At 71.6% G+C, this 23198-nt stretch carries 19 protein-coding genes; 9 read left to right on the top strand and 10 right to left on the bottom strand.

Features of this window, described 5'->3' with window-relative positions; genetic code table 11:
* Window positions 1–4 precede the first annotated feature (4 nt).
* Entirely contained in the window at window positions 5–1219 is a 1215-nt protein-coding gene (locus AB0I82_RS19570; RefSeq protein WP_363258558.1) for an acyl-CoA dehydrogenase family protein, read from the top strand.
* Between the two features lie 50 nt (window positions 1220–1269).
* Here the strand turns inward: AB0I82_RS19570 and AB0I82_RS19565 are convergent, their stop codons facing one another.
* The 3 genes from AB0I82_RS19565 to AB0I82_RS19555 all read right to left on the bottom strand — a co-directional run bounded on the left by AB0I82_RS19565 (window position 1270) and on the right by AB0I82_RS19555 (window position 4448).
* Entirely contained in the window at window positions 1270–1863 is a 594-nt protein-coding gene (locus AB0I82_RS19565) for a TetR/AcrR family transcriptional regulator (protein ID WP_363258557.1), read from the bottom strand.
* A gap of 47 nt (window positions 1864–1910) precedes the next feature.
* Window positions 1911–3572: an AMP-binding protein gene (locus AB0I82_RS19560; RefSeq protein WP_363258556.1), complete on the bottom strand. Its 1662-nt coding sequence runs from the start codon at window positions 3570–3572 to the stop codon at window positions 1911–1913.
* Between the two features lie 102 nt (window positions 3573–3674).
* Window positions 3675–4448, bottom strand: a complete 774-nt coding sequence (locus AB0I82_RS19555) for an SDR family oxidoreductase (RefSeq protein ID WP_363258555.1) — start codon at window positions 4446–4448, stop codon at window positions 3675–3677.
* 184 nt (window positions 4449–4632) lie between these two features.
* On the opposite strand from AB0I82_RS19555, the gene AB0I82_RS19550 reads away from it, so the two are divergent.
* The 3 genes from AB0I82_RS19550 to AB0I82_RS19540 all read left to right on the top strand — a co-directional run bounded on the left by AB0I82_RS19550 (window position 4633) and on the right by AB0I82_RS19540 (window position 8729).
* Window positions 4633–5898 (top strand): DUF1343 domain-containing protein, encoded by a 1266-nt coding sequence (locus tag AB0I82_RS19550; protein ID WP_363258554.1) that lies wholly within the window; start codon window positions 4633–4635, stop codon window positions 5896–5898.
* Between the two features lie 78 nt (window positions 5899–5976).
* Complete coding sequence (locus AB0I82_RS19545) at window positions 5977–7299, top strand: MFS transporter (RefSeq protein ID WP_363258553.1); 1323 nt, start codon at window positions 5977–5979, stop codon at window positions 7297–7299.
* Between the two features lie 98 nt (window positions 7300–7397).
* Window positions 7398–8729 carry a serine-threonine protein kinase gene (locus AB0I82_RS19540; protein WP_363258552.1) on the top strand — a complete coding sequence of 444 codons (1332 nt, stop codon included), beginning with the start codon at window positions 7398–7400 and terminating at the stop codon, window positions 8727–8729.
* Between the two features lie 82 nt (window positions 8730–8811).
* Here the strand turns inward: AB0I82_RS19540 and AB0I82_RS19535 are convergent, their stop codons facing one another.
* Window positions 8812–11634: a penicillin acylase family protein gene (locus AB0I82_RS19535; protein ID WP_363258551.1), complete on the bottom strand. Its 2823-nt coding sequence runs from the start codon at window positions 11632–11634 to the stop codon at window positions 8812–8814.
* Between the two features lie 222 nt (window positions 11635–11856).
* Between AB0I82_RS19535 and AB0I82_RS19530 the strand changes: the two genes are divergently transcribed.
* On the top strand, window positions 11857–12468 hold the full coding sequence (locus AB0I82_RS19530) for a hypothetical protein (RefSeq protein WP_363258550.1): 612 nt from the start codon (window positions 11857–11859) through the stop codon (window positions 12466–12468).
* A 208-nt stretch (window positions 12469–12676) separates the two neighbouring features.
* Window positions 12677–14035, top strand: a complete 1359-nt coding sequence (locus AB0I82_RS19525; protein ID WP_363258549.1) for an OFA family MFS transporter — start codon at window positions 12677–12679, stop codon at window positions 14033–14035.
* A 116-nt stretch (window positions 14036–14151) separates the two neighbouring features.
* Here AB0I82_RS19525 and soxR read toward each other — a convergent pair whose 3' ends face one another.
* Window positions 14152–14622, bottom strand: coding sequence for a redox-sensitive transcriptional activator SoxR (gene soxR / locus AB0I82_RS19520; protein ID WP_363258548.1), 471 nt, complete (start codon window positions 14620–14622; stop codon window positions 14152–14154).
* 108 nt (window positions 14623–14730) lie between these two features.
* Here soxR and AB0I82_RS19515 point away from each other — a divergent pair, with 108 nt between their 5' ends.
* A complete protein-coding gene (locus tag AB0I82_RS19515) occupies window positions 14731–15192 on the top strand; it encodes a MaoC family dehydratase (protein ID WP_363258547.1) in 462 nt (153 codons plus the stop codon).
* Window positions 15193–15213: 21 nt separating this feature from the next.
* On the opposite strand, the gene AB0I82_RS19510 is transcribed toward AB0I82_RS19515, so the two are convergent.
* Window positions 15214–15837 carry a TetR/AcrR family transcriptional regulator gene (locus AB0I82_RS19510; RefSeq protein WP_363258546.1) on the bottom strand — a complete coding sequence of 208 codons (624 nt, stop codon included), beginning with the start codon at window positions 15835–15837 and terminating at the stop codon, window positions 15214–15216.
* 137 nt (window positions 15838–15974) lie between these two features.
* On the bottom strand, window positions 15975–17126 hold the full coding sequence (locus AB0I82_RS19505; protein WP_363258545.1) for an acyl-CoA dehydrogenase family protein: 1152 nt from the start codon (window positions 17124–17126) through the stop codon (window positions 15975–15977).
* Window positions 17127–17193: 67 nt separating this feature from the next.
* Between AB0I82_RS19505 and AB0I82_RS19500 the strand changes: the two genes are divergently transcribed.
* Both AB0I82_RS19500 and AB0I82_RS19495 read left to right on the top strand, forming a co-directional pair.
* A complete protein-coding gene (locus AB0I82_RS19500; protein WP_363258544.1) occupies window positions 17194–17826 on the top strand; it encodes a TetR/AcrR family transcriptional regulator C-terminal domain-containing protein in 633 nt (210 codons plus the stop codon).
* Window positions 17827–17929: 103 nt separating this feature from the next.
* A complete protein-coding gene (locus AB0I82_RS19495; protein WP_363258543.1) occupies window positions 17930–18946 on the top strand; it encodes an urea transporter in 1017 nt (338 codons plus the stop codon).
* On the opposite strand, the gene AB0I82_RS19490 is transcribed toward AB0I82_RS19495, so the two are convergent.
* The 3 genes from AB0I82_RS19490 to AB0I82_RS19480 form a co-directional block, all read right to left on the bottom strand.
* On the bottom strand, window positions 18921–20306 hold the full coding sequence (locus tag AB0I82_RS19490) for an MFS transporter (RefSeq protein WP_363258542.1): 1386 nt from the start codon (window positions 20304–20306) through the stop codon (window positions 18921–18923). The two genes, AB0I82_RS19495 and AB0I82_RS19490, sit on opposite strands and share 26 nt — an antisense overlap.
* A gap of 259 nt (window positions 20307–20565) precedes the next feature.
* Window positions 20566–21645, bottom strand: a complete 1080-nt coding sequence (locus AB0I82_RS19485) for a zinc-binding dehydrogenase (RefSeq protein WP_363258541.1) — start codon at window positions 21643–21645, stop codon at window positions 20566–20568.
* A gap of 86 nt (window positions 21646–21731) precedes the next feature.
* Complete coding sequence (locus tag AB0I82_RS19480; protein WP_363258540.1) at window positions 21732–23150, bottom strand: aldehyde dehydrogenase family protein; 1419 nt, start codon at window positions 23148–23150, stop codon at window positions 21732–21734.
* Window positions 23151–23198: the final 48 nt, after the last annotated feature.

Below are 23198 nucleotides of genomic sequence, written 5' to 3'. Positions count from 1 at the left end.
GCTCATGGACTTCGCATTCGACGCCCGCACGCAGGAGCTGCGCGAGAAACTGCTCGCGTTCATGGACGAGCACGTCTACCCCGCCGAGCCGGTCGCGCGCGAGCAGCGGGCCGCGCTCGCCTCGCCCTGGGACACGCCCGCGATCGTGGAGGAGCTGAAGGCGGAGGCCCGTAAGCGCGGCCTGTGGAATCTGTTCCTGCCGGACTCCGAGTACGGTGCCGGGCTCACCAACCTCCAGTACGCGCCCCTCGCCGAGATCACCGGCCGCTCCCCGCAGCTCGCGTCGACCGCGCTGAACTGTGCGGCGCCGGACACCGGCAACATGGAAGTACTCGCCCAGTTCGGCAACGAGCAGCAGAAGAAGCAGTGGCTGGAGCCGCTGCTGGCGGGCGAGATCCGTTCCGCGTTCGCGATGACCGAGCCGGACGTGGCCTCGTCCGACGCGACGAACATCGAGACGCACATCGAGCGGGACGGCGACGAGTACGTCATCAACGGCCGCAAGTGGTACATCTCCGGCGCGATGAACCCGCTGTGCCAGATCTTCATCGTGATGGGCAAGACCGACCCGGGCGGCGAGGACATCCGCCGCCAGCAGTCGATGATCCTGGTGCCGCGCGACACGCCGGGCCTGACGGTCAAGCGCGCCATGCAGGTCTACGGGTACGAGGACCACTCCCACGGCGGCCACGCGGAGGTGCTCTTCGAGAACGTACGGGTCCCGGCCGCGAACCTCGTCGGTGAGGAGGGCGGCGGCTTCGGCATCGCCCAGGCGCGCCTCGGGCCCGGCCGGATCCACCACTGCATGCGGCTGATCGGCATGGCCGAGCGGGCGATCGAGCTGATGTGCAAGCGCGCTGTGGCACGTACCGCCTTCGGCAAGCCGCTCGCCCAGCAGGGCGTCGTCCAGGAGTGGATCGCGGACGCGCGGGTCGCCGTCGAGCAGCTCCGGCTGCTCGTCCTGAAGACCGCGTGGCTGATGGACACGGTCGGCAACAAGGGCGCGCACACGGAGATCCAGTCCATCAAGATCGCCACGCCGCGCACGGTCGTCGACATCATCGACCAGGCGGTCCAGCTGCACGGCGCGGGCGGCGTCAGCCAGGACTTCCCCCTCGCCGAACTGTGGGCCGGCGCCCGCACCCTCCGCCTGGCGGACGGCCCGGACGAGGTCCACCAGCGCTCCCTGGCCCGCCGGGAGATCAAGAAGTACCTGTAAGCCGCACGCGGAAGCGCCCCCACGAGCTCGTGGGGGCGCTTCCGCGTGGCCTACGGCCGCAACGCCCGCAGCAGCAGGTCCGCCAGGTGATCCGCGACCTCCTGCGGCGTCAAGGGCCCGCCCTCGCGGTACCACGTGCCGAGGTGGTGGACCGAGCCGAAGTGGTAGTCGACGATCAGGTCGGCGGGGACTTCGGTGGTGAAGACGCCGGCGTGCTGGCCCTCTTCGATCAGTGCGCGGAAGCGCTCGTGGTAGCGGCGGCGCTCGGCGCGTACCTGCTTGTCCTTCTCCGGGGAGAGCTGGTGCATGGAGCGGAAGAAGATCTTTGTGTCGTCGAGGTTTTCGATGGTCGTGACGACCACGTCCGCCGCGGCGTCCCGCAGGCGCTGCTCGACCGGCGCGTCGGCCCCCGCGAAACGGTCCAGGCGCTCCTGCTGGAGGCGGAGCACCCGCCCGTAGACCTCGTGCAGCAGATCGTCCTTGGAACCGAAGTAGTGGTAGAGCGCGCCCTTGGTGACGCCCGCCGCCTCGACGATCTCCTGGACCGAGGTCCGGTCGTACCCCTGCTCGGCGAAGAGCCGGGTGGCGGTGGCCAGCAGCCGCTGTGCCACGGGCTTCGTGCTCCCGTCCGTCGTGCCGGCCATCGCCCTCACCTGTCCTTCTCCGTACTCACATACTCGTTCACCGGAGGCTAGCCGCGGTTGCGCAGCTCCCGTCGGAGGATCTTCCCACTCGTCGTCTTCGGCAGTTCGGGCAGGACCTCCACCTCCCGGGGATATTTGTACGCGGCCAGCCGTTCCTTGCAGTAGGCGGCCAGCTCGGCGGGGTCCGGGGCCGCGCCGGAGCGCAGGCTGACGTACGCCTTGACGCTCTCGCCGCGGTAGTCGTCCGGCACGCCGACGACGGCGGCCTCGCGCACGGCGGGGTGGCTGTAGAGCACGTCCTCGACCTCGCGCGGCCAGACCTTGAAGCCGGACGCGTTGATCATGTCCTTCTTGCGGTCGACGACGTACAGCCAGCCGTCGGCGTCCATGAAGCCGATGTCGCCGGTGCGCAGCTCGCCGTCGGGGATCGACTCGGCGGTGGCGTCGGGGCGGCGCCAGTAGCCGGGGACGACCTGCGGCCCGCGGACGGCTATCTCGCCGTGTTCGCCGAAGGGCACGTCCCGGCCCTGGTCGTCGATGATCCGGACGATCGTGTCGGGGCCCGGTACGCCGACCGCGAGGGTGCCGGAGGCCTTGTCGACGGGCGCCTCCAGCTGCGGCGGCACGCTGGCACAGGGGGCCGTGCACTCGGTGAGGCCGTACCCGTTGCGGATGTAGGGGCCGAATTCCGTACGGAACTTCTCGACCAGGGCGGGCGGCAGCGGCGCGCCGCCGGAGGAGATGGTGGTGAAGGAGGCGAAGTGGTCGCGGGAGACGTCGGGGTGGGCCATCAGGGCCATGTAGGCGGTGGACGGGCCGACGGTGAAGGCCGGGCGGTGCTCCAGGAAGGCGTCCAGGACGACGCCGGCCTCGAAGCGGTACGCGAGCGCCAGGGTGCCGCCGCCGGTGATGCAGGAGGCCAGCTCGCAGACCATGCCGGTGATGTGGAAGAGCGGCGCGAGCGCGAAGTAGGCGGCGCCGTCGGGGAGTCCGAGGCCGGTGCGCTGGCGTTCGGCGTTGTAGGAGATGTTGCCGTGGGTGTTGGTGGCGCCCTTGGGCGTGCCGCTGGTGCCCGAGGTGTAGCTGATCAGGGCGATGTCGTCGGCGGTGAGTTCGGGGACGTCGGCGGCGGGGCCGCGCCCCTCGTGCGCGCGGGCGGTGGCCAGCAGGTCGTCGGCGCCCTCGCGCGGGCCGAGGCGCTCGCCGCGCAGTACGCGGGCGTCGTCTCTGGTCTGCAGATCCCGTTCGCAGGCGGTCAGGGCGATGCGTACGGAGGGGGCGGCGGCCGCGGTGTCGCGCAGGAAGGCGTCCCAGGTGTGGTCGGCGCAGATCACGGCGGTGACCTCGGCGTCGGTGAGGACGTGGGTCATCTCGCCGGACTTGTACATGGGGTTGACGGGGACGACGACGCCGCCCGCCTTCCAGACGCCGAACAGCGCGAGCACGAAGTGCGGGGTGTTCTGCAGCATGATCGCGGCGCGGTCGCCGGGCCGGAAACCCCGGTCGCCCAGGTACGCGGCGATGCCGTCGGAGAGCGCGTCGGTCTCGGCGTAGGACAGCCGGCCGTCGAAGTAGGCCAGCGCGGTCCGCTCGGGGACCCGGCGGACCGCTTCCTTGAAGGCGTGCAGGGTGGAGGGGTGCGGGTGCACGGGGGCGCGCTGTGCCTCGTTCAGCTGCGACAGCCACGGCTTGTCCTGGTACGACGTCATCGGCGTGCGGCCCTTCTCTCTTCTCGTCCCAGTAGTACTGATCCCTGATCCCGTACGGCGCGGTCGTCCCCGCCGCGCCCTACGGAGCTGTACTCGCGCTGCTCAGGCGCCGGCGTCCGTGGCGGCGTCGAGCTTGCGCTGGAGGTGGTTCATGCCGCCGAGCCAGCGGTCGGGGTCGGCGGCGCGGGCCGCGTAGTAACCGGCGACCTCCGGGTGCGGCAGGACCAGGAAGCGGTTCTCGGTGATCGCGTCGAAGAGCGCGTCGGCGACGGCGGCGGGCTCGATGGCGCCGGAGGTGAGCACGAGGTCGCCGGCGGAGCCGCTGCCCGCGAGCATGTCGGTCCGTACGCCCTGGGGGCAGATGGCGTGCACGTCGATGCCGCGGTGCCGGTAGGTGGCGGAGAGCCATTCGGCGAAGGCGTACGCGGCGTGCTTGGTCACGCTGTACGGAGCGGAGCCGATCATGGTGAGCAGCCCTGCGGCCGAGACGGTGGCGACGAAGCGGCCGCCGCCACGCTCCAGCCACTCCGGTATCAGCTCGCGCGCGGCCCGTACGTGGGCCATGACGTTGACGTCCCAGGCGAAGTCCCAGTCGCTGTCGGGGGCCTCGGGGCCGCCGCCGGTGCCCACGCCCGCGTTGGCGCAGAAGATGTCGATGCGGCCGCCGAGGGCCTCGCGCGCGGCCGGGACGATCGCCGAGGCGTCGCCGGGGATCGCGATCGCGCCCAGCTCGGCGGCGGTGCGCTCGGCCTTCTCCTTGTCCAGGTCGTTGACGACGACCCGGGCGCCCTCGGCGGTGAAGCGGGCCGCGAGCGCGGCACCGATGCCGCCGCCCGCCCCGGTGACCACCACGGTCTTGTCCCGCACGGCTTCCACGTGTGTCTCCCTCGGCTCGACCGGCACCACGATCAAGCGGCAGACTAACCAGTCGGTATGTGCGAAGGGAAGGGCCCGACAGGCACGAAGGGAAGGGCCCGACGCACCCTGCGCGGTGCGTTCCCGTGCGGCCTCGCGCGCGTTAGCGTCACAGCACACGAACCCCGATCACGGAGGTGTGCGCATGGCCTTGTCCAGACGGAGCCTGCTGACGGTCACCGGCGCGATGACCGGCGTGCTCGCCGGTGCCCCGGGCACGGCCTCGGCGGCTCCCCCACCGTCCGGCGGCCGCCCGGTGCGGACCGGCTTCGACCGGCTGTCCGCCGACGGGTACGCGCTGCTCTCCGGGCAGCGGGTCGGCGTCGTCACCAACCCGACCGGCATCACCCAGGACGCGCAGCACCTCGTGGACGTGATGCACGCGGACAAGGGCGTGCGGCTGACCGCCGTCTTCGGGCCCGAGCACGGCTTCCGGGGCACGGCGCAGGCGGGCGGTTCGGAGGGGAAGTCCACCGACCCGGCGACCGGACTGCCGGTGTACGACACGTACCAGAAGAGCGGCCGGGCGCTGGCGGACATCTTCACCGAGTCCGGGGTCGACACGGTCGTCTTCGACATCCAGGACGTGGGCGCGCGCTTCTACACGTACATCTGGACGCTGTACGACTGCATGGTGGCGGCGGCCATGGCGGGCAAGCGCTTCGTGGTGCTGGACCGGCCGAATCCGGTGACGGGCCGTTCGGCGACCGGTCCGGTGCTGGACAAGAAGTACGCCTCGTTCGTGGGCCGGGAGCCGATCGCGCAGGCGCACGGGATGACGGTGGCGGAGCTGGCGCTGCTGTTCAACGAGCGGTTCGTGCCCGCGGCGGCCGGCAAGGCGGTACGGCTGGACACGGTCCTGATGAAGGGCTGGCGGCGGACCGATTTCTTCGACGCGACCGGGCTGCCGTGGGTGCCGCCCAGCCCGAACATGCCCACCCCGGACACCGCGCTGGTCTACTCCGGCACCTGTCTCTTCGAGGGCACCAATCTCTCCGAAGGGCGGGGCACGACGCGGCCGTTCGAGCTGCTCGGCGCGGAAGGCATCGACCGGAAGTGGGCCGAGGCGGTCAACGCCGAGCGGCTGCCGGGGGTCCGCTTCCGTGAGGCGTACTTCGCGCCGACGTTCTCCAAGTTCCAGGGGAAGACGATCGGCGGGGTGCAGTTGCACGTGCACGACCGGGCGGCGTTCGACCCGGTACGTACGGGCATCGCGCTGCTGGTGACCGCGAAGAAGGTGTGGCAGGGGTTCGCCTGGCGCCCGGACAACGGGATCGACCGGCTGGCGGGCTCCGACCGCGTACGGAAGATGATCGACGCGGGGGCCGGTACGGAGGAAGTGGTGGGGGCCTGGCGGGCGGAACTGGCCGACTTCCGTGCCGTACGGGCGCGTTACCTGCGTTATCCGTAGCTGTCCGCAGTCTCACGGAATGAGACCACACATCCCACCTATTGACTGCCCACTACAACGACCGTGAGCATGCGGCTCGTGCACAGCAAAGCGACAGCAGAAGAGACCACGGCCGGACCCGCCGGCGACGAGGGCAGCCCGGAGAGCCTGCGGCGGGTGGCCGTGGCCTCGTTCATCGGGACGGCCATCGAGTTCTACGACTTCTACATCTACGGAACCGCGGCCGCGCTCGTACTGAACCAGGCGTTCTTCCCGACCCTGGACCCGGTCAACGCCACCCTCGCCTCCTTCTCCACCTACGCGGTGGCGTTCGCGGCCCGTCCGCTCGGCTCGATCGTCTTCGGGCACTTCGGCGACCGGGTGGGCCGCAAGTCCGTACTGGTCGTCTCGCTGCTGCTGATGGGCCTGTCCACGGCCTTCGTCGGGCTGCTGCCCGGCTACGCCACGCTGGGCATCTGGGCCCCGCTGCTGCTGATCCTGCTCCGCTTCGTCCAGGGCATCGGGCTGGGTGGCGAATGGGGCGGCGCGGCGCTGCTCGCCGTCGAGCACGCCCCGAAGAAACGGCGCGGCCTGTACGCCGCGTTCCCGCAACTGGGCCCGTCCGTCGGCTTCTTCGCCGCGACCGGCATCTTCTGGCTGCTGTCCGCCTCGCTGGACGACGGGGACTTCCGGTCCTGGGGCTGGCGGATCCCGTTCCTGCTCTCCTTCCTACTGGTCGCGGTCGGCCTGTTCGTCCGGCTGAAGATCAGTGAGACACCGGTCTTCGCGAAGGTGATGGACGCACAGGAGGCCAGCAAGGTCCCCACGCTGGATGTGATCCGCGGCCACTGGCGCGAGCTGCTGCTCGGCTCGGGCGGCATGATCATCGCGTACGGGCTCTTCTACACGGCCACGACGTACTGCCTCGCCTACGCCACCGGCACCCTCGGCGTCTCCCGCAACACCATGCTGGCCCTGTCCCTGGTCGCCTGCCTCTTCCTCGCCGCGGGTACCTGGCTCGCCGCCACCCGCTCCGACGGCGCGGGCCGCCGCAAGCTCATCCTGGCCGGCTGCGGCCTCGCGGTCGTCTGGGGCCTGGTCCTCTTCCCGCTGCTGGACACCGAGTCGCCGGTACTGATGGCCGTCGCCCTCGGTGGCGCGCTGTTCTGCATGGGCGTGGTGTACGGGCCGATGGGCGCGTACCTCCCCGAGCTGTTCGGTACGAAGGTCCGTTACTCCGGCGCCTCGCTCGCCTACAACCTCGGTGGCGTCCTCGGCGGCGCGGTCGCCCCGCTGATCGCCACCCGCCTGCAGTCCGCCTTCGGCTCCTCCTCCGTCGGCTGGTACGTCTCCGCGATGGCCGTGGTCTCCCTGCTGTGCGTCCTGGTGCTGCCGGAGACCAAGGAGCGCGAGCTGGCCTGATCCCGGGGGCCTCCGGCGTTCGCCGTAGCGCTGCGTATGGCGGTAACGGCCGATGCGCAGGACGATGCGCTGCACGAGCGGCAGCGAGGGGGTTCGTCATGGCGGGTGTCGGGGTGCGGCCGTACTGGGAACTGACGTTTGACGCCGATGGGGACGTCGACCGGCGGCAGCGCGACGCCCTGCTCGCCGGGGCGGCGCGCGAGCGGCTGACCGATCTCGTGGTGTTCGCGCACGGGTGGAACAACGACCGGTCGATGGCCACCCGGCTGTACACCCGCTTCTTCGAACCCTTCCCGGAGCTGCTGGCGGGCAGCCGGGCCCGGGTGGGGTACGCGGGCGTGATCTGGCCGGCCATGCGCTTCACCGACGAGCCGATCCCCGACTTCGACCCCGCGCCGCCGGGCCGGGCCGCGGCGCGCGCCGCGGCCGCCGGCGAACCGGTACTGGAGGACGCCCTGCGGCACCAGTTGACGCAGGCGTTCCCGGGCCGGGAAATGGTGCTGGAGCGGCTCGCTCAGCTGCTGTCGGAGCGGCCCGACGCGCGCTCGGCGTTCGACGAGTTCGCGCGGCTGGTACGGGAGTTGATCTCGGTACCGGAGGACAGCCCCGACGTGCGGTTCGGCGCGGACGGCGGGGAGGGCACGCCGGGCATGCTGGCCGACGATCCGCTGGAGGTCTGCGAGGTCCTCACGGCGGCGCTGCGGTCGGCGGGCATGACGGTGTGGCCGGGCGAGACCGTGGACGCCGAGCGGCGGCCGCTGTTCGGCGGCGGGCTGACCCGGATGTGGAGCGGCGCCCGCGAACTGCTCCGGCAGGGCGTCTACTACGGCATGAAGCGGCGCTCCGGCACGGTGGGGCAGATGGGGCTGGGCCCGGTGCTCGGCCGGCTGGCGGACGAGGCGCCCGGGCTGCGGGTGCACCTGGCCGGGCACTCCTTCGGCGCCCGGCTGGTCTCGTACGCGCTGCGCGGGATGCCGCACGACGCACGGCACGTGAAGTCGGTGACGCTGCTCCAAGGGGCCTTCTCGCACTACGCGTTCTGCGCGGAGCTGCCGCACGAGCGGGCGCGCGCGGGGACGCTGGACGGCATGCAGGAGCGGATCGACGGCCCGCTGGTGTGCTGTTACTCGAAGCACGACGACGCGCTGCGCACGTTCTACCCGCTGGCGTCCAAGATGGCCGGGGACTCCTCGAGCTTCCTCGGCCTGTTCGACCGGTGGGGCGCGAACGGGTTCGACGGCATCCAGGGCGTGGACGGGACCCGGCGGATCCGGCTGGGCGAGGAGCTGCCGACGTCTCCGGGGTGCGTGAACGTGGACGCCTCTGCCGTGGTCCGGCGCGGCGCGCCGCCGGCCGGCGCACACAGCGACATCTGCCACCCGGAGCTGGCCCGGGTGATCCTGGAGGCGGGCCGGATCGGGCGCGCCTGACGGGCGGCTGAAACGCGCGCGGTGCGCGAAGCCCCCACAGCTCCGCGCACCGCACATCCATGGACCCGGCTGCCCAACCCGGCTACCGGTGGCTCGGGAACTCCACCACCTGCTGGTAAGTGGGCCGGTTCTGCCAGCTGATCGGGTCGTGCGTGATGCCGCCGACCGCGCGCTGGATGATCGCGTCCGCGCACCACTGGTCACCGGCCTTGCAGGCGTCATCGCCCGGATAGACCTGCTCGGCGGTCTTCGCGGCCGCCTCGCGCAGCGTGCTGACGAGCGTGTCGCGGCACGCGTCCAGGTCGCCCTTGCCGCAGTACTGCCCGGCCAGGCCGCCGCGTACCTTCTCGCCGAGGACAGCCCGCAGATCCTTGTCGGCGTAGGACCACCAGCCGTACTGGAAGGCGGAGCCGGCGTGGCTGCCGGTCGGCCCGTGCCCGGCCGAGGGCGCCTCGTCGACGGCGATATTGGCCTTGATCGCGTCGTACAGGCCGTCCCCGAGGCCCGGCTTGAACACCTTCTCGATCATCAGGGGCCACCAGGCGTCCATGAGCCGTACCGCGTCGGAGTGGGCGTACGTCTTCGACCCCGGGCTGGTCTCGCGGCGCTGCGCGCCGTCCTTGCGCCAGGCATCCAGCTGCTGCACGGCGGTCCTGACCTTCGCGTCGTCGACCGGCGCCGAGCGCAGCACCTTGAGCAGCTCCGGCAGTACGTCCTCGCCGCGCAGGTCGGTGACGGCGGCCTCACTCATCGCGCGGGTCAGCGAGGCGCGGGTGACGCCCCCGTCCGCGACCAGCTCCCGCACCCGGTCGTCGAGCAGGTCGCCGCGGTGCACGGAGCCGTTGCCGAAGCCGGCCGAGTCGTAGTCCCTGGCCTGCTTGTTGTTCCAGGAGATGTAGTAGTCCTGGCCGACCGACTGCGGGTGCTGGGAGGGCGGCGTGTACGCGGAGGTGTTGGCCTTCGGGTCCCACTCCTGCCACTCGTACGCCTTCTCCGCGCGGACCGGGAGGGACGGATCGACGTCCGGGTTGCGGACGGGGTTCAGGCCGCTGTTGTAGTAGGCGATGTCCTTGGAGTCGGCGTAGAACCAGTTGAAGGCGTACCCGATGTGCTGCGCGGCCCGTTGGAAGGACTTGGCGTCCTTGACGTAGGACGGATCGTTGAACATCTGGAAGCCGATGATGGAGTCGGCCTCGTGGCGGTAGGTGGAGCGCTGCGCGGTGTAGGCGACGGGCTTGCCCTTGAGGGTCGCGCGGTGGGTCACTACGCCGTAATCGGTGCGGTACACCTGCATCCGGTACGAGCCTGCGGCCGTGGGGTCGGCGACCGTCGGCTTCCAGGAGTTGGTGCGCTCCAGCTTCTCCATGGGGAGGCAGCGGTCGCCCTTCCGGTAGCCCGTGGAGTCCTTGGTGGGCGCCGAGCCGTCGGTGTTGCACAGCTCGACGGCGTAGGTGTCGGTGATGTCCTGGTTCGCGGAGGTGGCGCTCCACGCGTAGTCCTGGCCGCGGCCGAGCTGGACGTACATGCCGACGCCCGCGAAGGAGGCGCCGCGGGCGCTGATGCCCGGCCCCTGGATCTCCTGGAGCATCAGCAGCTGCGGGGCGAAGTAGCCGGTCTGCGGGCCGAAGACGGCGACCGGGTTTCCGCTCTCGGTGTGTTTCCCGGAGACCAGCAGGGCGTTGGACATGCCGCGGTGCTGGGTGGTGTCGAAGCTGCCCTTCGGGAGCACGCCGTCCTTGAAGACGCCTTCGAGGGGCTTGAGCTTCTTCGGGGTCTTCACGTCGGCCTGCGGCGGGTCGCTCTTGGCGGTGGCCGCGCCCGTCCGGTCGTACACGAGGGGTTCGGGCGTGACCGAGCCGCGGTCGGGCAGGGCCGTGCCCTTGGCGTGCTTCGGCTTGACCGCGTACGGGAAGGACTGGCCGTCGTGGAGCGTCAGCGCGGCCTCGGGGTCGTTGCGCTCGCGGAAGGACTCCCAGACCTCGGTGCCCTTCTCGACGCCGTACTTCTGCTGCGCCTGCAACAGCGCGAGGGCCTGCGGTACTTCACCACCACCCCCGTTGCCGAACAGCCCGCCGACGACGGACGCGAGGGCGATCAGGTCGGTGAGCCGGAAGGGCTTGATCTCCCCGGCGTTGGTGACCGCGTTCACGTGCCCGGTCAGCACGTACTCGCCGGGGAAGTAGCGGCCCTTCTTGGACTTCTCGCGGTAGGCGTTGATGCCGTCGACGTACGCCTGGGCGTCCGCCATGGCCTGCTCGCCGCGCGGCCCGTTGTCCTTGCGGATCGCCTCGACCTGGTCCTTCAGGTCCTGCTCGGTGTACGGGGCCTTCGGCCAGAACTCCTGCTCCAGACCCTGGTTGGCGAGCGCGCCACCGGCGAAGGAGGTCAGCTCGCCGCGGCCGATGTGCCGGAAGAGGTCCATCAGCCAGAGCCGGTCCTGGGCGGCGGCGTAGCCCGCGCCGTACTCGGTGCCGTAGCGGGTGGTGCCCTTGATGTGCGGCACGCCCGTCTTCTTGTCGCGGGTGATCGTCACGTCGTCGCGCGGCTGGGTGACCTTGCCGACCTGGTCCTCGGGGACGCCGAAGGAGGCGTCGTTGAAGAAGTTCTTCAAGGTGTCGTCGGTGAGCGACTGGTGGCCGCCGTTGAGGTCGTCGTACGGGCCGAGTTGGTCGGAGGCGTGCGCGGGGCGGGTGCCGAAGAGCTTGTTGCCGAGGATCTCGGCGAGGGTGGCGTTGCCGTTCTCGCCGGGCGGCAGGATGTCGGCGCACTGGCCCCGGCAGTGGTCGGTGACGGATGGCGGGTCCGCGGTGGCCGCCGCGGCGGGGAGGGGTGCCAGGGCGCTGGCCCCCAGGGCGCACACCGCTGCCACGGCGGCAGCGGCGCGCCCTCCGGTACGTCGTCGCATTCCTGCTCCTTGGGAGGCGGATGCGCTGGACGTTACCGCCGGTAAAACCTCGGCGGAAGATGAACAACAGTCAACTTTCGCTCAACCCTCACTTCCCCCACGCATCACCTCTGCAACCCAGGTAACAGCCCGTTTTCGCACGGAAGTTCGATGGATCCAGTTGCCGTTCCGTTACGTCCCATCCATGTCCAGTCGGGTTCCTCCCCACGGAGGTGGGATGAATTGGCCGGTTTCAGAGCTCTCGCCGAGCAGGTCCGCAACCCCGGGCTCGTCGCGACCCAGCGGCGGACGGCGCTGCGCAAGTGCCTCGAACGGTTCGCCCCTTACGGGCACCGGGCGACCTGGCATCACTTGTGCACCCGTGCAGGCATCGGGACGCAGGACCGCAACCCTGACCCGGGCAGGCTCATGGCCGCCCTGGCGGAACTGGAGGAGGCACGCAACCTCTGGCTCGCTTACGAAGAGGACTTCGCCGCCCGGAGGCGGCGTGAGAAGCACGAGGGCATCCGGCAGCCGGGCGCCCTGCACGAATGGCACCTGCGCACCTGGGGCGGGTGCGACATCGTGCCCTGCGAGTCACCGCACCGGCATCCGACCGCACGCCTGGCCGAGGTGCTGCGCCGGGTGATCGCGGCCATGGAGTCGGGCCGGCAGCGCGAGGACTGCCCGGTGTGCGGGGGCCACCGCTTCGTCTGGCACACGGACGGGGCACACTCGATGAACGGGCCGGTCTGCCAGGAATGCGGAGTTGTCACCCCGTCGGCGGTCCTGACCACCGCCACGCTCTCCGCCGCCCGGCGCGCCAACGCCGACCGGGCCTTCGCCGCGGCCTGAGCCACGGACGGCACGCGGCAACACGGGGCAGCACAGGGGGAAACGGCAGGGCGCCGGGCGCGCAGCTGCCGCAACAGGCGGACGTGGGACCGGATGCGCCGGTACGGGGGACCCGCGCCGCGCCTGTCACGGACCGCCAACGGGCAGCGGTGATCGAGGACTTGATGTCCTCTTCCCGCAGGTGCATGAAGCTTGTACGTTCGCGTGCATGCTCGCGCTCGCCCGTTCCGCCACCGTCGCCCCGCCGGGCTGGAGCCGCTGGCTCGTCCCGCCCGCCGCGCTCGCCATCCACCTCGCCATCGGCCAGGCCTACGCCTGGAGCGTGTTCAAGCCCCCACTGGAGTCCTCGCTCGGGCTCTCCGGCACCGCCTCCGCGCTCCCCTTCCAGCTCGCCATCGTGATGCTCGGCCTGTCGGCGGCCTTCGGCGGCACGCTCGTCGAACGGCGCGGCCCGCGCTGGGCCATGCTCGTCTCCACCCTCTGCTTCTGCTCCGGCTTCCTGGTCGCCGCGCTCGGCGCCGCCACCCGCCAGTACTGGCTGGTCGTGCTCGGCTACGGCTTCATCGGCGGGATCGGCCTGGGCATCGGCTACATCTCCCCGGTCTCCACGCTGATCAAGTGGTTCCCGGACCGCCCCGGCATGGCCACCGGCATCGCCATCATGGGCTTCGGCGGCGGCGCGCTGATCGCCTCGCCCTGGTCCAGCGGGCTGCTCGACGCGCTGGGCGCCGACTCCGCGGGCATCGCGCGGACGTTCCTCGTGATGGGCCTGGTGTACGCGGTCTTCATGTCGCTGGGCGTACTGCTGGTCCGGGTACCCCCGGACGACTGGCGGCCCCCGGGCGCCGCGCCCGCCACCGCCGCGCCGCGCGCCCTGATCACCACCGCCCAGGTCTCCGCCCGCAACGCGCTGCGCACCCCGCAGTTCTGGTGCCTGTGGGTCGTCCTCTGCATGAACGTCACGGCCGGCATCGGCATCCTGGAGAAGGCCGCTCCGATGATCGCGGACTTCTTCGCGGACACCGCGACCCCCGTGAGCGCGGCAGCGGCGGCCGGCTTCGTCGGCATGCTCTCGCTCGCCAACATGCTCGGCCGGTTCGCCTGGTCCACCACCTCCGACCTGGTGGGCCGGAAGAACATCTACCGCCTCTACCTGGGCGTCGGCGCGCTGCTCTACCTCGTACTGGCGCTCACGGGCGACGCCTCCAAGCCGCTCTTCGTGGCCTGCGCGGCCGTCATCCTGTCCTTCTACGGCGGCGGTTTCGCCACGGCCCCCGCGTACTTGAAGGACCTCTTCGGCACGTACCAGGTCGGCGCGATCCACGGGCGGCTGCTCACCGCCTGGTCCACGGCGGGCGTCCTGGGTCCGCTCATCGTCAACGCCGTCGCCGACGCCGGGCAGGCCGCCGGGCACACCGGGCCGGCCCTGTACCGGACCTCGTTCTTCGTCATGATCGGCCTGCTGGTGATCGGCTTCGTCGCCAACGAGCTGGTCCGGCCGGTGCACCCGCGCCACCACGAACCGGCCGCCGCACCCGCCACCGCCGCCGAAGGGGCCGACCGATGACCGCGCGCCGCACTCCCCTGCTCGTCCTCGTCTGGCTGTGGGTCGGGCTGCCGTTCGGCTACGGCCTGTACGAACTGGGGCTGAAGCTGAAGCAACTGTTCACGGGCTAGCGGCCGCTAGCCGTCGCGCCGCCGGTCCCCGCGCAGCCGTCGCGCGCCCGCCCCCTGCTCACCGAGCTCGTCGAACGGGTTGGAGAGCGCGCACCGCTCCAGGGAGAGGCAGCCGCAGCCGATGCAGTCGGTCAGCCGGTCGCGCAGGTCCTGGAGCTGGCCGATGCGCTCGTCCAGCTCGGCGCGCCAGGCTTCGGAGAGCCGCGCCCAGTCCTCGCGGTTGGGCGTGCGCTCCTCCGGCAGCTCGGCGAGCGCGTCACGGATCACCGCGAGCGGGATGCCGACGCGCTGCGCCGCCCGGACGAACGCGACGCGGCGCAGCGTGTCACGGGTGAACCGGCGCTGGTTGCCCGCGGTCCTGGTGCTGCTGATCAGCCCCTTGGACTCGTAGAAGTGCAGGGCGGAGACGGCGGCGCCGCTGCGCGCCGAGAGCTGGCCGACGGTGAGCTCGTGGACCTTACGGGAAAGCTGGGGCACGCCCGCAAGCCTAATCGGACCAGCCGTTGACAGCGGAAGAGCCGTTGACAGCGGAGGATCCGCACAGCAAGCTGAGCAAGCGCTTAGTCGATGAGGAGGCATACGGACATGGCAGACCCCCGAGTGTTCGGTTCGCTGGAAGAACTGCGTGGAGCCGTCGGCGAGGAGCTCGGCCCGAGCGACTGGCTGGAGGTCGACCAGAAGCGGATCGACCTGTTCGCCGACGCCACCGGCGACCACCAGTGGATCCATGTCGACCAGGAGAAGGCCAAGGCCGGGCCGTTCGGCACGACCATCGCGCACGGCTACCTCACACTGTCGCTGCTGCCCGCACTCGTACCGCAGCTGATGCGCGTCGACAACGTCAAGATGGGCATCAACTACGGCACGAACAAGGTGCGTTTCCCCTCCCCCGTGCCGGTCGGCTCGCGGGTGCGCGCCACCGCGAAGATCGCCGAGGTGACCGAGGTGGCGGGCGGCGTGCAGCTGACGACGACGGTGACCGTGGAGCGCGAGGGCGGCGACAAGCCGGTCTGCGTCGCGGAGTCGGTCAGCCGCTTCTACCTGTAAGCCAGTCGGCTCTTACGGGTCTTACGGGCGCCGGACGCCCACCATGCCCAGGACCAGGTCGGCGTAGAGCTCGCCGACCTGGTCGGGCGTGCGCTTGCCGTCCGCGGTGAACCAGCGGGCGACGTCCACGCAGAGCGAGAGCACCGCCAGGGTCGTGCCGGGCACGTCCCGCACGGTGAACTCCCCGGCGTCCGCACCGTCCTGGATGATCTCCCGCAGCAGCCGGTCCGTCTGCCGCCGCAGCCCGGCGATCTCGGCGTAGTGCTCCTCGCTCAGCGCCTTCAGCTCGTACTGGATGATGCGCGCGGTCGTGTGCCGCTCGGCGTGCCAGCTGGCGAAGGCGCGCACCGCGCAGCGCAGCCGGTCCGCAGCCGTGCCCTCGGCACCGGCCGCGGCCGACATGATCTTCAGCGCCCGCTCGTGACCAGTGACGCTGATGCGGTAGAGCAGCTCTTCCTTGGTCTTGTAGTGGATGTAGAGCGCGGCCGGGCTCATGCCGGCCCGCCCGGCGATGTCACGGGTGGTCGTGGCGTGGTAGCCGCGCTCCGCGAACGCCTCGACGGCGGCCCCGACCAGCCGCTGGGCCGCGTCCGGAGCCACCTCGGCCCATTCCCCTGCGGCCTCGTCCGCCCGCTCCGCTCCCATCGCGCACTCCGATCCTGCGGTCCGCCGCGGTCCGTCCGCGGCGGGCCATCAGATCGAACACCATACTCCAGAACTGAGCAAGCGCTTAGGAGCGACGTCCTCGGGAGGCGCGTTCCGGCCGGAACGCGGGACTCCGGTCAGAACGCGGAGACTCCCGTCAGCGCCCGTCCGATGAGCAGCTTCTGGATCTGGCTGGTGCCTTCGTAGAGTGTCATCACGCGGGCGTCCCGGACGAGCTTGCCGACCGGGTACTCGTCGATGTAGCCGTACCCACCGAAGACCTGCAGGGCGTTGTTGGCACAGCGTACCGCCGCCTCGGAGGCGAACAGCTTCGCCTTGGACGCCTCGGTGACGAAGGGCTTGCCGCGGTCGATGAGGTCGGCGACCCGCCAGGTCAGCAGCCGGGCCGCGTCCACGTCCAGCGCGATGTCGGCGAGCAGCTCCTGCACGAGCTGATGGTGCGCGATGGACTTGCCGAACTGGTCGCGCTCACCGGCGTACCCCACCGCCGCGTCCAGCGCCGCCTGCGCGATGCCCACACAGCCGGCCGCGACCGACATCCGGCCCTTGGCGAGCGCGGACATGGCGACGGAGAAGCCCTTGCCCTCGGGGGCGATCATCGCGGACGCCGGCACCCGTACGTCTTCGAGGACCAGCTCGGCGGTGGCCTGGCCGCGCAGGCCCAGCTTGCCGTGGATCTCGCGGCGGGACAGGCCGGGGGTGTCGGTGGGGACCAGGAAGGCGCTGACGCCCTTGTGGCCGGGCTCCGCGCCGGTACGGGCGAAGAGCAGCACCACGTCGGCCCAGGTGCCGTTGGTGATGAACATCTTCGTGCCGTTGATGACCCAGTCCCCTCCGTCACGGACGGCCTTGGTCGTGAGGTTGCCCGCGTCGGAGCCGGTACCGGGCTCGGTGAGGCCGAAGCAGCCCAGCGCCTCGCCGGAGGTGAGCCGGGGCAGCCACTGCTGCTTCTGTTCCTCGTTCCCCCAGGCGGCGATGGACTTGGCGACCAGGCCGAGCGAGACGGAGACGATGCCGCGCACGGAGGAGTCGCCGCGCCCCAGTTCCTCGGTGACCAGCGCGTACGCGAAGTGGTCGCCGCCGGAGCCGCCGTACTCCTCGGGGATCGTCAGGCCGAGGAAGCCCAGGTCGCCCAGGGTCTTCACGATGCCGCGGTCAACCTGCTCGGCGCGGTCCCACTCCGTGACGTGCGGGGCGACCTCGCGGTCGACGAAGTCCTTGGCGAGCTGCCGGACGGCGGCCTGCTCCGCATTGAGTTCGAGGTTCATGATGCGTCTTCCCCTGGCCTTAATTATCACTGCTAGTTTTTCGGCGGCAGCCTCTACTATGTGCGTCATGGCCCGACCCCGCAAGCCCCTGCTGAGCCGTGAGCGCATCGTCACGGCGGCCCTCGCGCTCATCGACGAGGAAGGACTGCAGGCGCTCTCCACCCGGCGGCTCGCCGCCGAGCTCGGGGTGAGCGGCCCCTCGCTGTACAACCACTTCACGACCAAGGACGAGATCCTGGACGCCGCGGCGGACATGGTGATCGCCAAGGTCGACGTCTCCGGCTTCGGCCCCGACGGGGACTGGCGGCGCGGGCTGCTGGAGTGGGCCCGCTCCTACCGCGCGGCGCTCGCCGCGCACCCGAACTTCGTGCCGTTCCTCGCCCAGGGGCCCGGCCGCCGCCCGGCGGGTCTGAAGATGGCCGACGCGGCGTTCGGCGGCATGGTCGAGGCCGGCTGGCCGCCCGCGCAGGCCACCAAGGTCTGCGCGATGGTCCGCTACTTCGTGGCGGGCTCGGCGCTCGGCTCCTTCGCGCGCGGTTTCGTCGACGACGCGGCCGCCTACGACCCCGCCGACTACCCCCACCTCGGCCAGGCCCATCTGCTCGCCGAACACCAGGAGCAGGTCGACGAGGGCGCCTTCGAGTCCGGGCTGCGCGCCCTGGTCGACGGGCTGGCGCTGCAGTACCAGCCGGTCTCCTGACCCCACGCGCCCCGTTACCGCACCCCTCCCCTGTTACGTACATGTAACACCCATGTAATATCCGCTCCGGCCGTGACGTTTCGCGCGCGACAGGAGAACCCACGTGCAGCAGCTGATACAGCTGATACCGGACCGCCGGTGCTTCGCCTTCCTGCTGCGGGTACTGCGCGGCCAGGCGCAGGTCGACTTCCTGTCCAGCGCGCTCGCCGGCCTCGTCTTCACCGTCGCGCTGTGCGCCGCGGGCTGGCAGTACGGCATCTACGGGCTGTGCGGCACCGCGCTCGGCACGGCCACGGCGCAGGCGCTCGGGGTGGCCCGCGACCGGGTCACCGCGGGCCTGGAGGGCTTCAACTCCTGCCTGGTGGCGGTGGGTTTCGCCGCGTTCCTGGGCGCCGGGCACCTCTCCACCGCGCTGCTGGCGGCAGGCGGCTGCATTGTCGTCACCGTGCTCACCGGAGCCGTCGGCACGCTGCTGCGGCCGTGGAACCTGCCCACGCTGACCCTGCCGTACTGCGTCACCGCCAGCGCCATGACCATCGCGGCGCCCGGCTTCGTCCGCGTCTGGCACCAGGGCCCGGGCCTCGCCACGCTCACCCGCCCGGCGTCCGGCCCCACCGCGCTCACCTGGCCCGACCTCTGGCACGCCTTCTTCTCGAACATCGCGCAGATCTTCTTCATGCCGCAGTGGTACGTCGGCGCGCTCTTCCTGCTCGGCATCTTCATCGCCGACCGCCGGCTGGGCGCGCTGGCCTGCCTCGGCAGCGTGGTGGGCATTGCGGCGGCCTGGCTGCTGGGCGCGCCCGCCGGGCAGATCGCCGACGGCGGGATGGGATACAACGCGGTGCTCGTCACGATGGCGCTGGGCGGCGTCTTCCTGGCCACCGACGGCTGGTCGCTGGCGTACGCGGTGACCGGCGCGACCGCGGCGACCATCCTGACCTCGGCGACCGCCGCGCTCTTCGCGCCGTCCGGCGGGCACACCTTCACCTGGCCGTTCGTGCTGACCACGCTGGCGTTCCTGGTCGCGGTGCCGGCCTTCCCGCGGCTGCGGAAGGCCGGCGAGCCCACGGCGTCCGAGATCCCGACGGGCCCCGCTACTCCGCCGGCCGCGGCTGCGTAGCCGGGGCAGCGGCGGGCTCCGCCGCCTCGGCGGCCGCCCGCTTGGCGCGCTTGGCGAGTACCGCGATGGAGCCCAGGGCGATCACCGCGAGCACCATGATGTAGCCGGAGACCGCCATCGAGGTGCCGCTCGCCTCCAGCAGCAGGACCATCAGGAACGGCGCCAGACCGCCGCCCAGGACGGCGCTGATCTGGTAGCCGAGCGAGGCCCCCGTGTAGCGCATCTCCGCCGAGAACAGCTCGGCGAACAGCGCGGCCTGCGGCCCGTACATGATGCTCAGGAAGCAGCTGGCGATGAACGTGCCGACGGCCAGCCACACCAGCGAGGCGCTGTCGATCAGCAGGAACATCGGTATCGCCCAGACCAGCAGCCCGACCGCGCCGAGCGTGTAGACGCGCAGCCGGCCGACCCGGTCCGAGAGCGCCGCCGCGGCCGGGATCAGGGCGAGCTGGGTGAGGCTGACCAGGAGGGAGACGGTCAGCACGGCCGTGCGCTGCATGGCCAGCTCGCGGGTGGCGTAGTCCAGTACGCCGGTGATCAGGATGTAGAACGTCGCGGTGTTCACCGTGAAGCTGCCGCCGGCCAGCAGGACCGTGCCGAGGTGGTGGCGGAGGATCGACCGCAGCGGTGAGCGCTGGGCGTCCGCCTGCTTCTCGGCGGCGGAGAGCTGGCGTTCCGCGGCGCGGAATTCGGGCGTCTCCTCGACCCGGGTGTGGATGTACCAGGCCAGGATCAGCACGAGGACGCCGACGAAGAAGGGCAGGCGCCAGGCCCAGGCGGCGAAGGCCGCCTCGCTGACGACCGCGCCGGCCAGCAGGAAGACGGAGTTGGCGGTGACCACGCCGATCGGCACGCCGAGCTGGACCAGCGAGCCGTACAGCCCGCGCTTGCCCTCGGGGGCGTACTCGGTGGCCATCAGCATCGCGCCGCCCCACTGGGCGCCGACCGCGATGCCCTGCACGATGCGCAGCAGCACCAGGAGGATCGGCGCGGCGATGCCGATCGTCTCGTACGTGGGGAGCAGGCCGATGCCGGTCGTGGCCAGGCCCATCAGGGTCAGCGCCAGGACGAGCATGGGCTTGCGGCCGCGCTTGTCGCCGAGCTGGCCGGCGATGACGCCGCCGATGGGTCTGGCGAGGAAGCCGACCGCGAAGGTCGCGAACGCGGCGAGCACGCCGGCGACCTGGCTCCCCGAGGGGAAGAAGGAGTGGCCCAGTACGAGGGCCGCGGCGATGCCGAAGACGAAGTAGTCGTACCACTCGACGGCGGACGCCAGCGCGGCCGCGGTGGCCACCTTGCGGCGGTGCCGGGCGGTGGGGGCCGGGGTGGGGCTCGGTGTCGCGGGGGAGGCCGTGTCCATGCGTGCACGCTCCGAGGGTGCTGGGGAACGGGGGGCGGCGCCGTGATTGCGGGTGACCGTACCGACCGGCTGGTACGGGCGTCAACGGACTGCACAGCAGGAGTTTTTACGGCGGGTTGGGCGGGGCTTTGCCCGGCGGAGCGCATCATTCCGGATCGCGCGCATAGAGGTGCAGCGCGGGTGGCCCCCACCCCGTCCGACGGATGGGGTGGGGGATGAGTGCCCGGTGGGTGGGAGGTTCGCTCGAAAGGGCGGCGCGTCAGAAGACGATCAGCGCGCGGCCTCCCTTGCCCGCGAGCATGGCGTCGAAGGCGGCCGGGATGCCCTCCAGGCCGATCCGCTCGGTGACCAGCCCGGACAGGTCCAGCGCGCCGCTGCGGACGTGCTCGGCGATGACCGGGAGGTCCTTGGCCGGGTCGCTGTTCCCGTAGACGCAGCCGGAGAGGGTACGGCCGAAGTAGAAGAGCTCCAGCGCGGAGAAGGTGACCTGCTGGTCCTGGCCGCCGACGCCGACGACCGTCGTGCGGCCGCCACGGCGGGTCGAGGACCAGGCGGTACGGATCGTGTCGGCGCGCCCGACGCATTCGAGGGCGACATCGGCGCCGACGCCGCCGGTGAGCTTGCGGATGCTCTTGGCAGTGTCCTCGGCGGCCACCAGGAAGTCCGTGGCGCCGGCCGCCCGCGCCAGCTCCTCCTTCGCCGGGGAGACGTCGACGGCGATGATCGGGCCCGCGCCCGCGATCCGCGCGGCCTGGAGCGTGGCCAGGCCGACGCCGCCGACGCCGAAGACGACGACCGACTCGCCCTCGCGGACCTGCGCGGAGTTGTGGACCGCGCCCCAGCCGGTGAGGACCGCGCAGCCGAGCAGAGCAGCCTCGGTGAGCGGCACGCCCGCGGGCAGCGGCAGCGCGGCGTGCGCGGCGACGACCGTCTCCTCGGCGAACACGGCCGTGCCCAGGCCCGGGTACAGCTCGGCGCCGTCCGCCCGGGTGGCGTACGGCTTCGCCGCGGCCGCGGCCGAGTTGGCGCACAGCCACACCTCGCCCAGCCCGCAGAAGTGGCAGTCGCCGCAGGACGGCGCCCAGTTGAGGACGACCGGGTCGCCGGGCGCGAGGCCGGTGACGCCCTCGCCGACGGCGGTGACGGTGCCCGCGCCCTCGTGGCCGAGGACCGCGGGGACGGGCTGCTTGAGCGTGCCGTTGGACAGCGAGAGGTCGGAGTGGCAGACCCCGGCGGCGGCGAGCTTGACCCGGATCTGACCGGGTCCGGGATCGGGCAGCTGGATCTCGGCGATCTCCAGCGGGGCGTTGACGGCGGGCAGTACGGCAGCGCGGACCACGGTGCGGTCTCCTCGGTGGGGAGTGCGGAGTACGGGCGGGAACTGCGGGTGGCGGGGCGCCGGGCAGGGCCGGCGCCCCGGGCCGCTCAGAGCTGGAGCGACTTGGTCTGGAGGTACTCGGTCAGGCCGTGCGGGCCCAGCTCGCGGCCGACGCCGGACTGCTTGTACCCGCCGAAGGGCGCGAGGAGGTTGAAGCGGCCGCCGTTGATGTCGACCTGGCCGGTGTCCAGCTTGCGCGCGAAGGCCACCGCGGTCTCCTTGTCCGCGGCCCAGACGGCGCCCGCGAGCCCGTAGACCGTGCCGTTGGCGATCTGCACGGCCTCGTCCTCGTCCCGGTACTTCATGATCGAGATGACCGGCCCGAAGATCTCCTCCTGGGCGATGGTCATGCCGGGGGTCACGTCGGCGAAGACAGTGGGGCGGACGTAGTAGCCGGACGGCAGGCCCTCGGGGGCCTCCGCGCCACCGATGACAAGGCGCGCGCCCTCCTCCTGGCCCTTGACGATGAAGTCGCGGACGCGGTCGCGCTGCTTGGCGTTGACGACCGGGCCGAGACGGCTGGCCTCGTCGTTCGGGTCGCCGGGCACGTACTTGGCGACGATGTCGGCGGCGAGCCGGACGGCCTCGTCGTACTGGTCCTCGTGGACGAGCATGCGGGTCAGCGCGTTGCAGGACTGGCCGGAGTTGCGGATCACGTCGGCGACGTTGACCTTCACGGCCTTGGCGAGGTCGGCGCCGGGCAGGATGACGTTGGCGGACTTGCCGCCCAGCTCCAGCGCGACGCGCTTGACGGCGCCGCCGGCGATGGCGCCGATCTTCTTGCCGACCGCGGTGGAGCCGGTGAAGGAGACCAGGTCCACGCCCTCGTGCTCGGCGAGCGCCTGGCCCGCGACCGTGCCGAGCCCGGTGACCAGGTTGAAGACGCCCGCCGGGATGCCCGCCGCATCCACGCACTCGGCGAAGAGCTGGGCGGTGAGCGGGGTGTCCTCGGCGGGCTTGAGGACGACGGTGCAGCCCGCGGCGAGCGCCGGGGCGACCTTGTTGGTGATCTGGTGCAGCGGATAGTTCCAGGGCGTGATCGCGCCGACCACGCCGACCGGCTCGTGCAGCACGGTGGAGGTGCCGAGCTGCTCCTCGAAGGAGTGCTCGGCGGCGAGCTGGGCGTACGAGGCGGTCACCGCGATCGGCATGCCGGTCTGCACATTCGCGGCGAAGGACTTGGGCGAGCCCAGCTCGGCGGTGATGGTCTCGGCGATCTCGTCGGCGTGCGCCTTGAGCTGCTCGACCAGCGCGGTGAGCTTGGCGGCGCGCTCGGCGGGCGCGGTGGCGCGCCAGCCGGGGAGCGCGGCACGCGCCGCCCGTACGGCGGCGTCGATGTCGGCCGCGGTACCGGCCGGAACGGTGGCGATCACCTGCTCGTCGGCGGGGTTGCGCACCTCGATGGTGTCGCCCCCCGCCGCGTCCCGCCAGGCTCCGTCGATGTACATGCCGTCGTGTGCCTTCATCTCGGCGTCCTCCCGAGGGTGGTCGTCAGGTGCGCTAAGCGGGTGCTC

Origin of the sequence: Streptomyces sp. NPDC050315 (genome assembly GCF_040655775.1) — a bacterium.
GTDB lineage: Bacteria > Actinomycetota > Actinomycetes > Streptomycetales > Streptomycetaceae > Streptomyces.
Note: the sequence above shows the minus strand (reverse complement) of the source record. Positions and strands in the feature narration are given on the sequence as shown.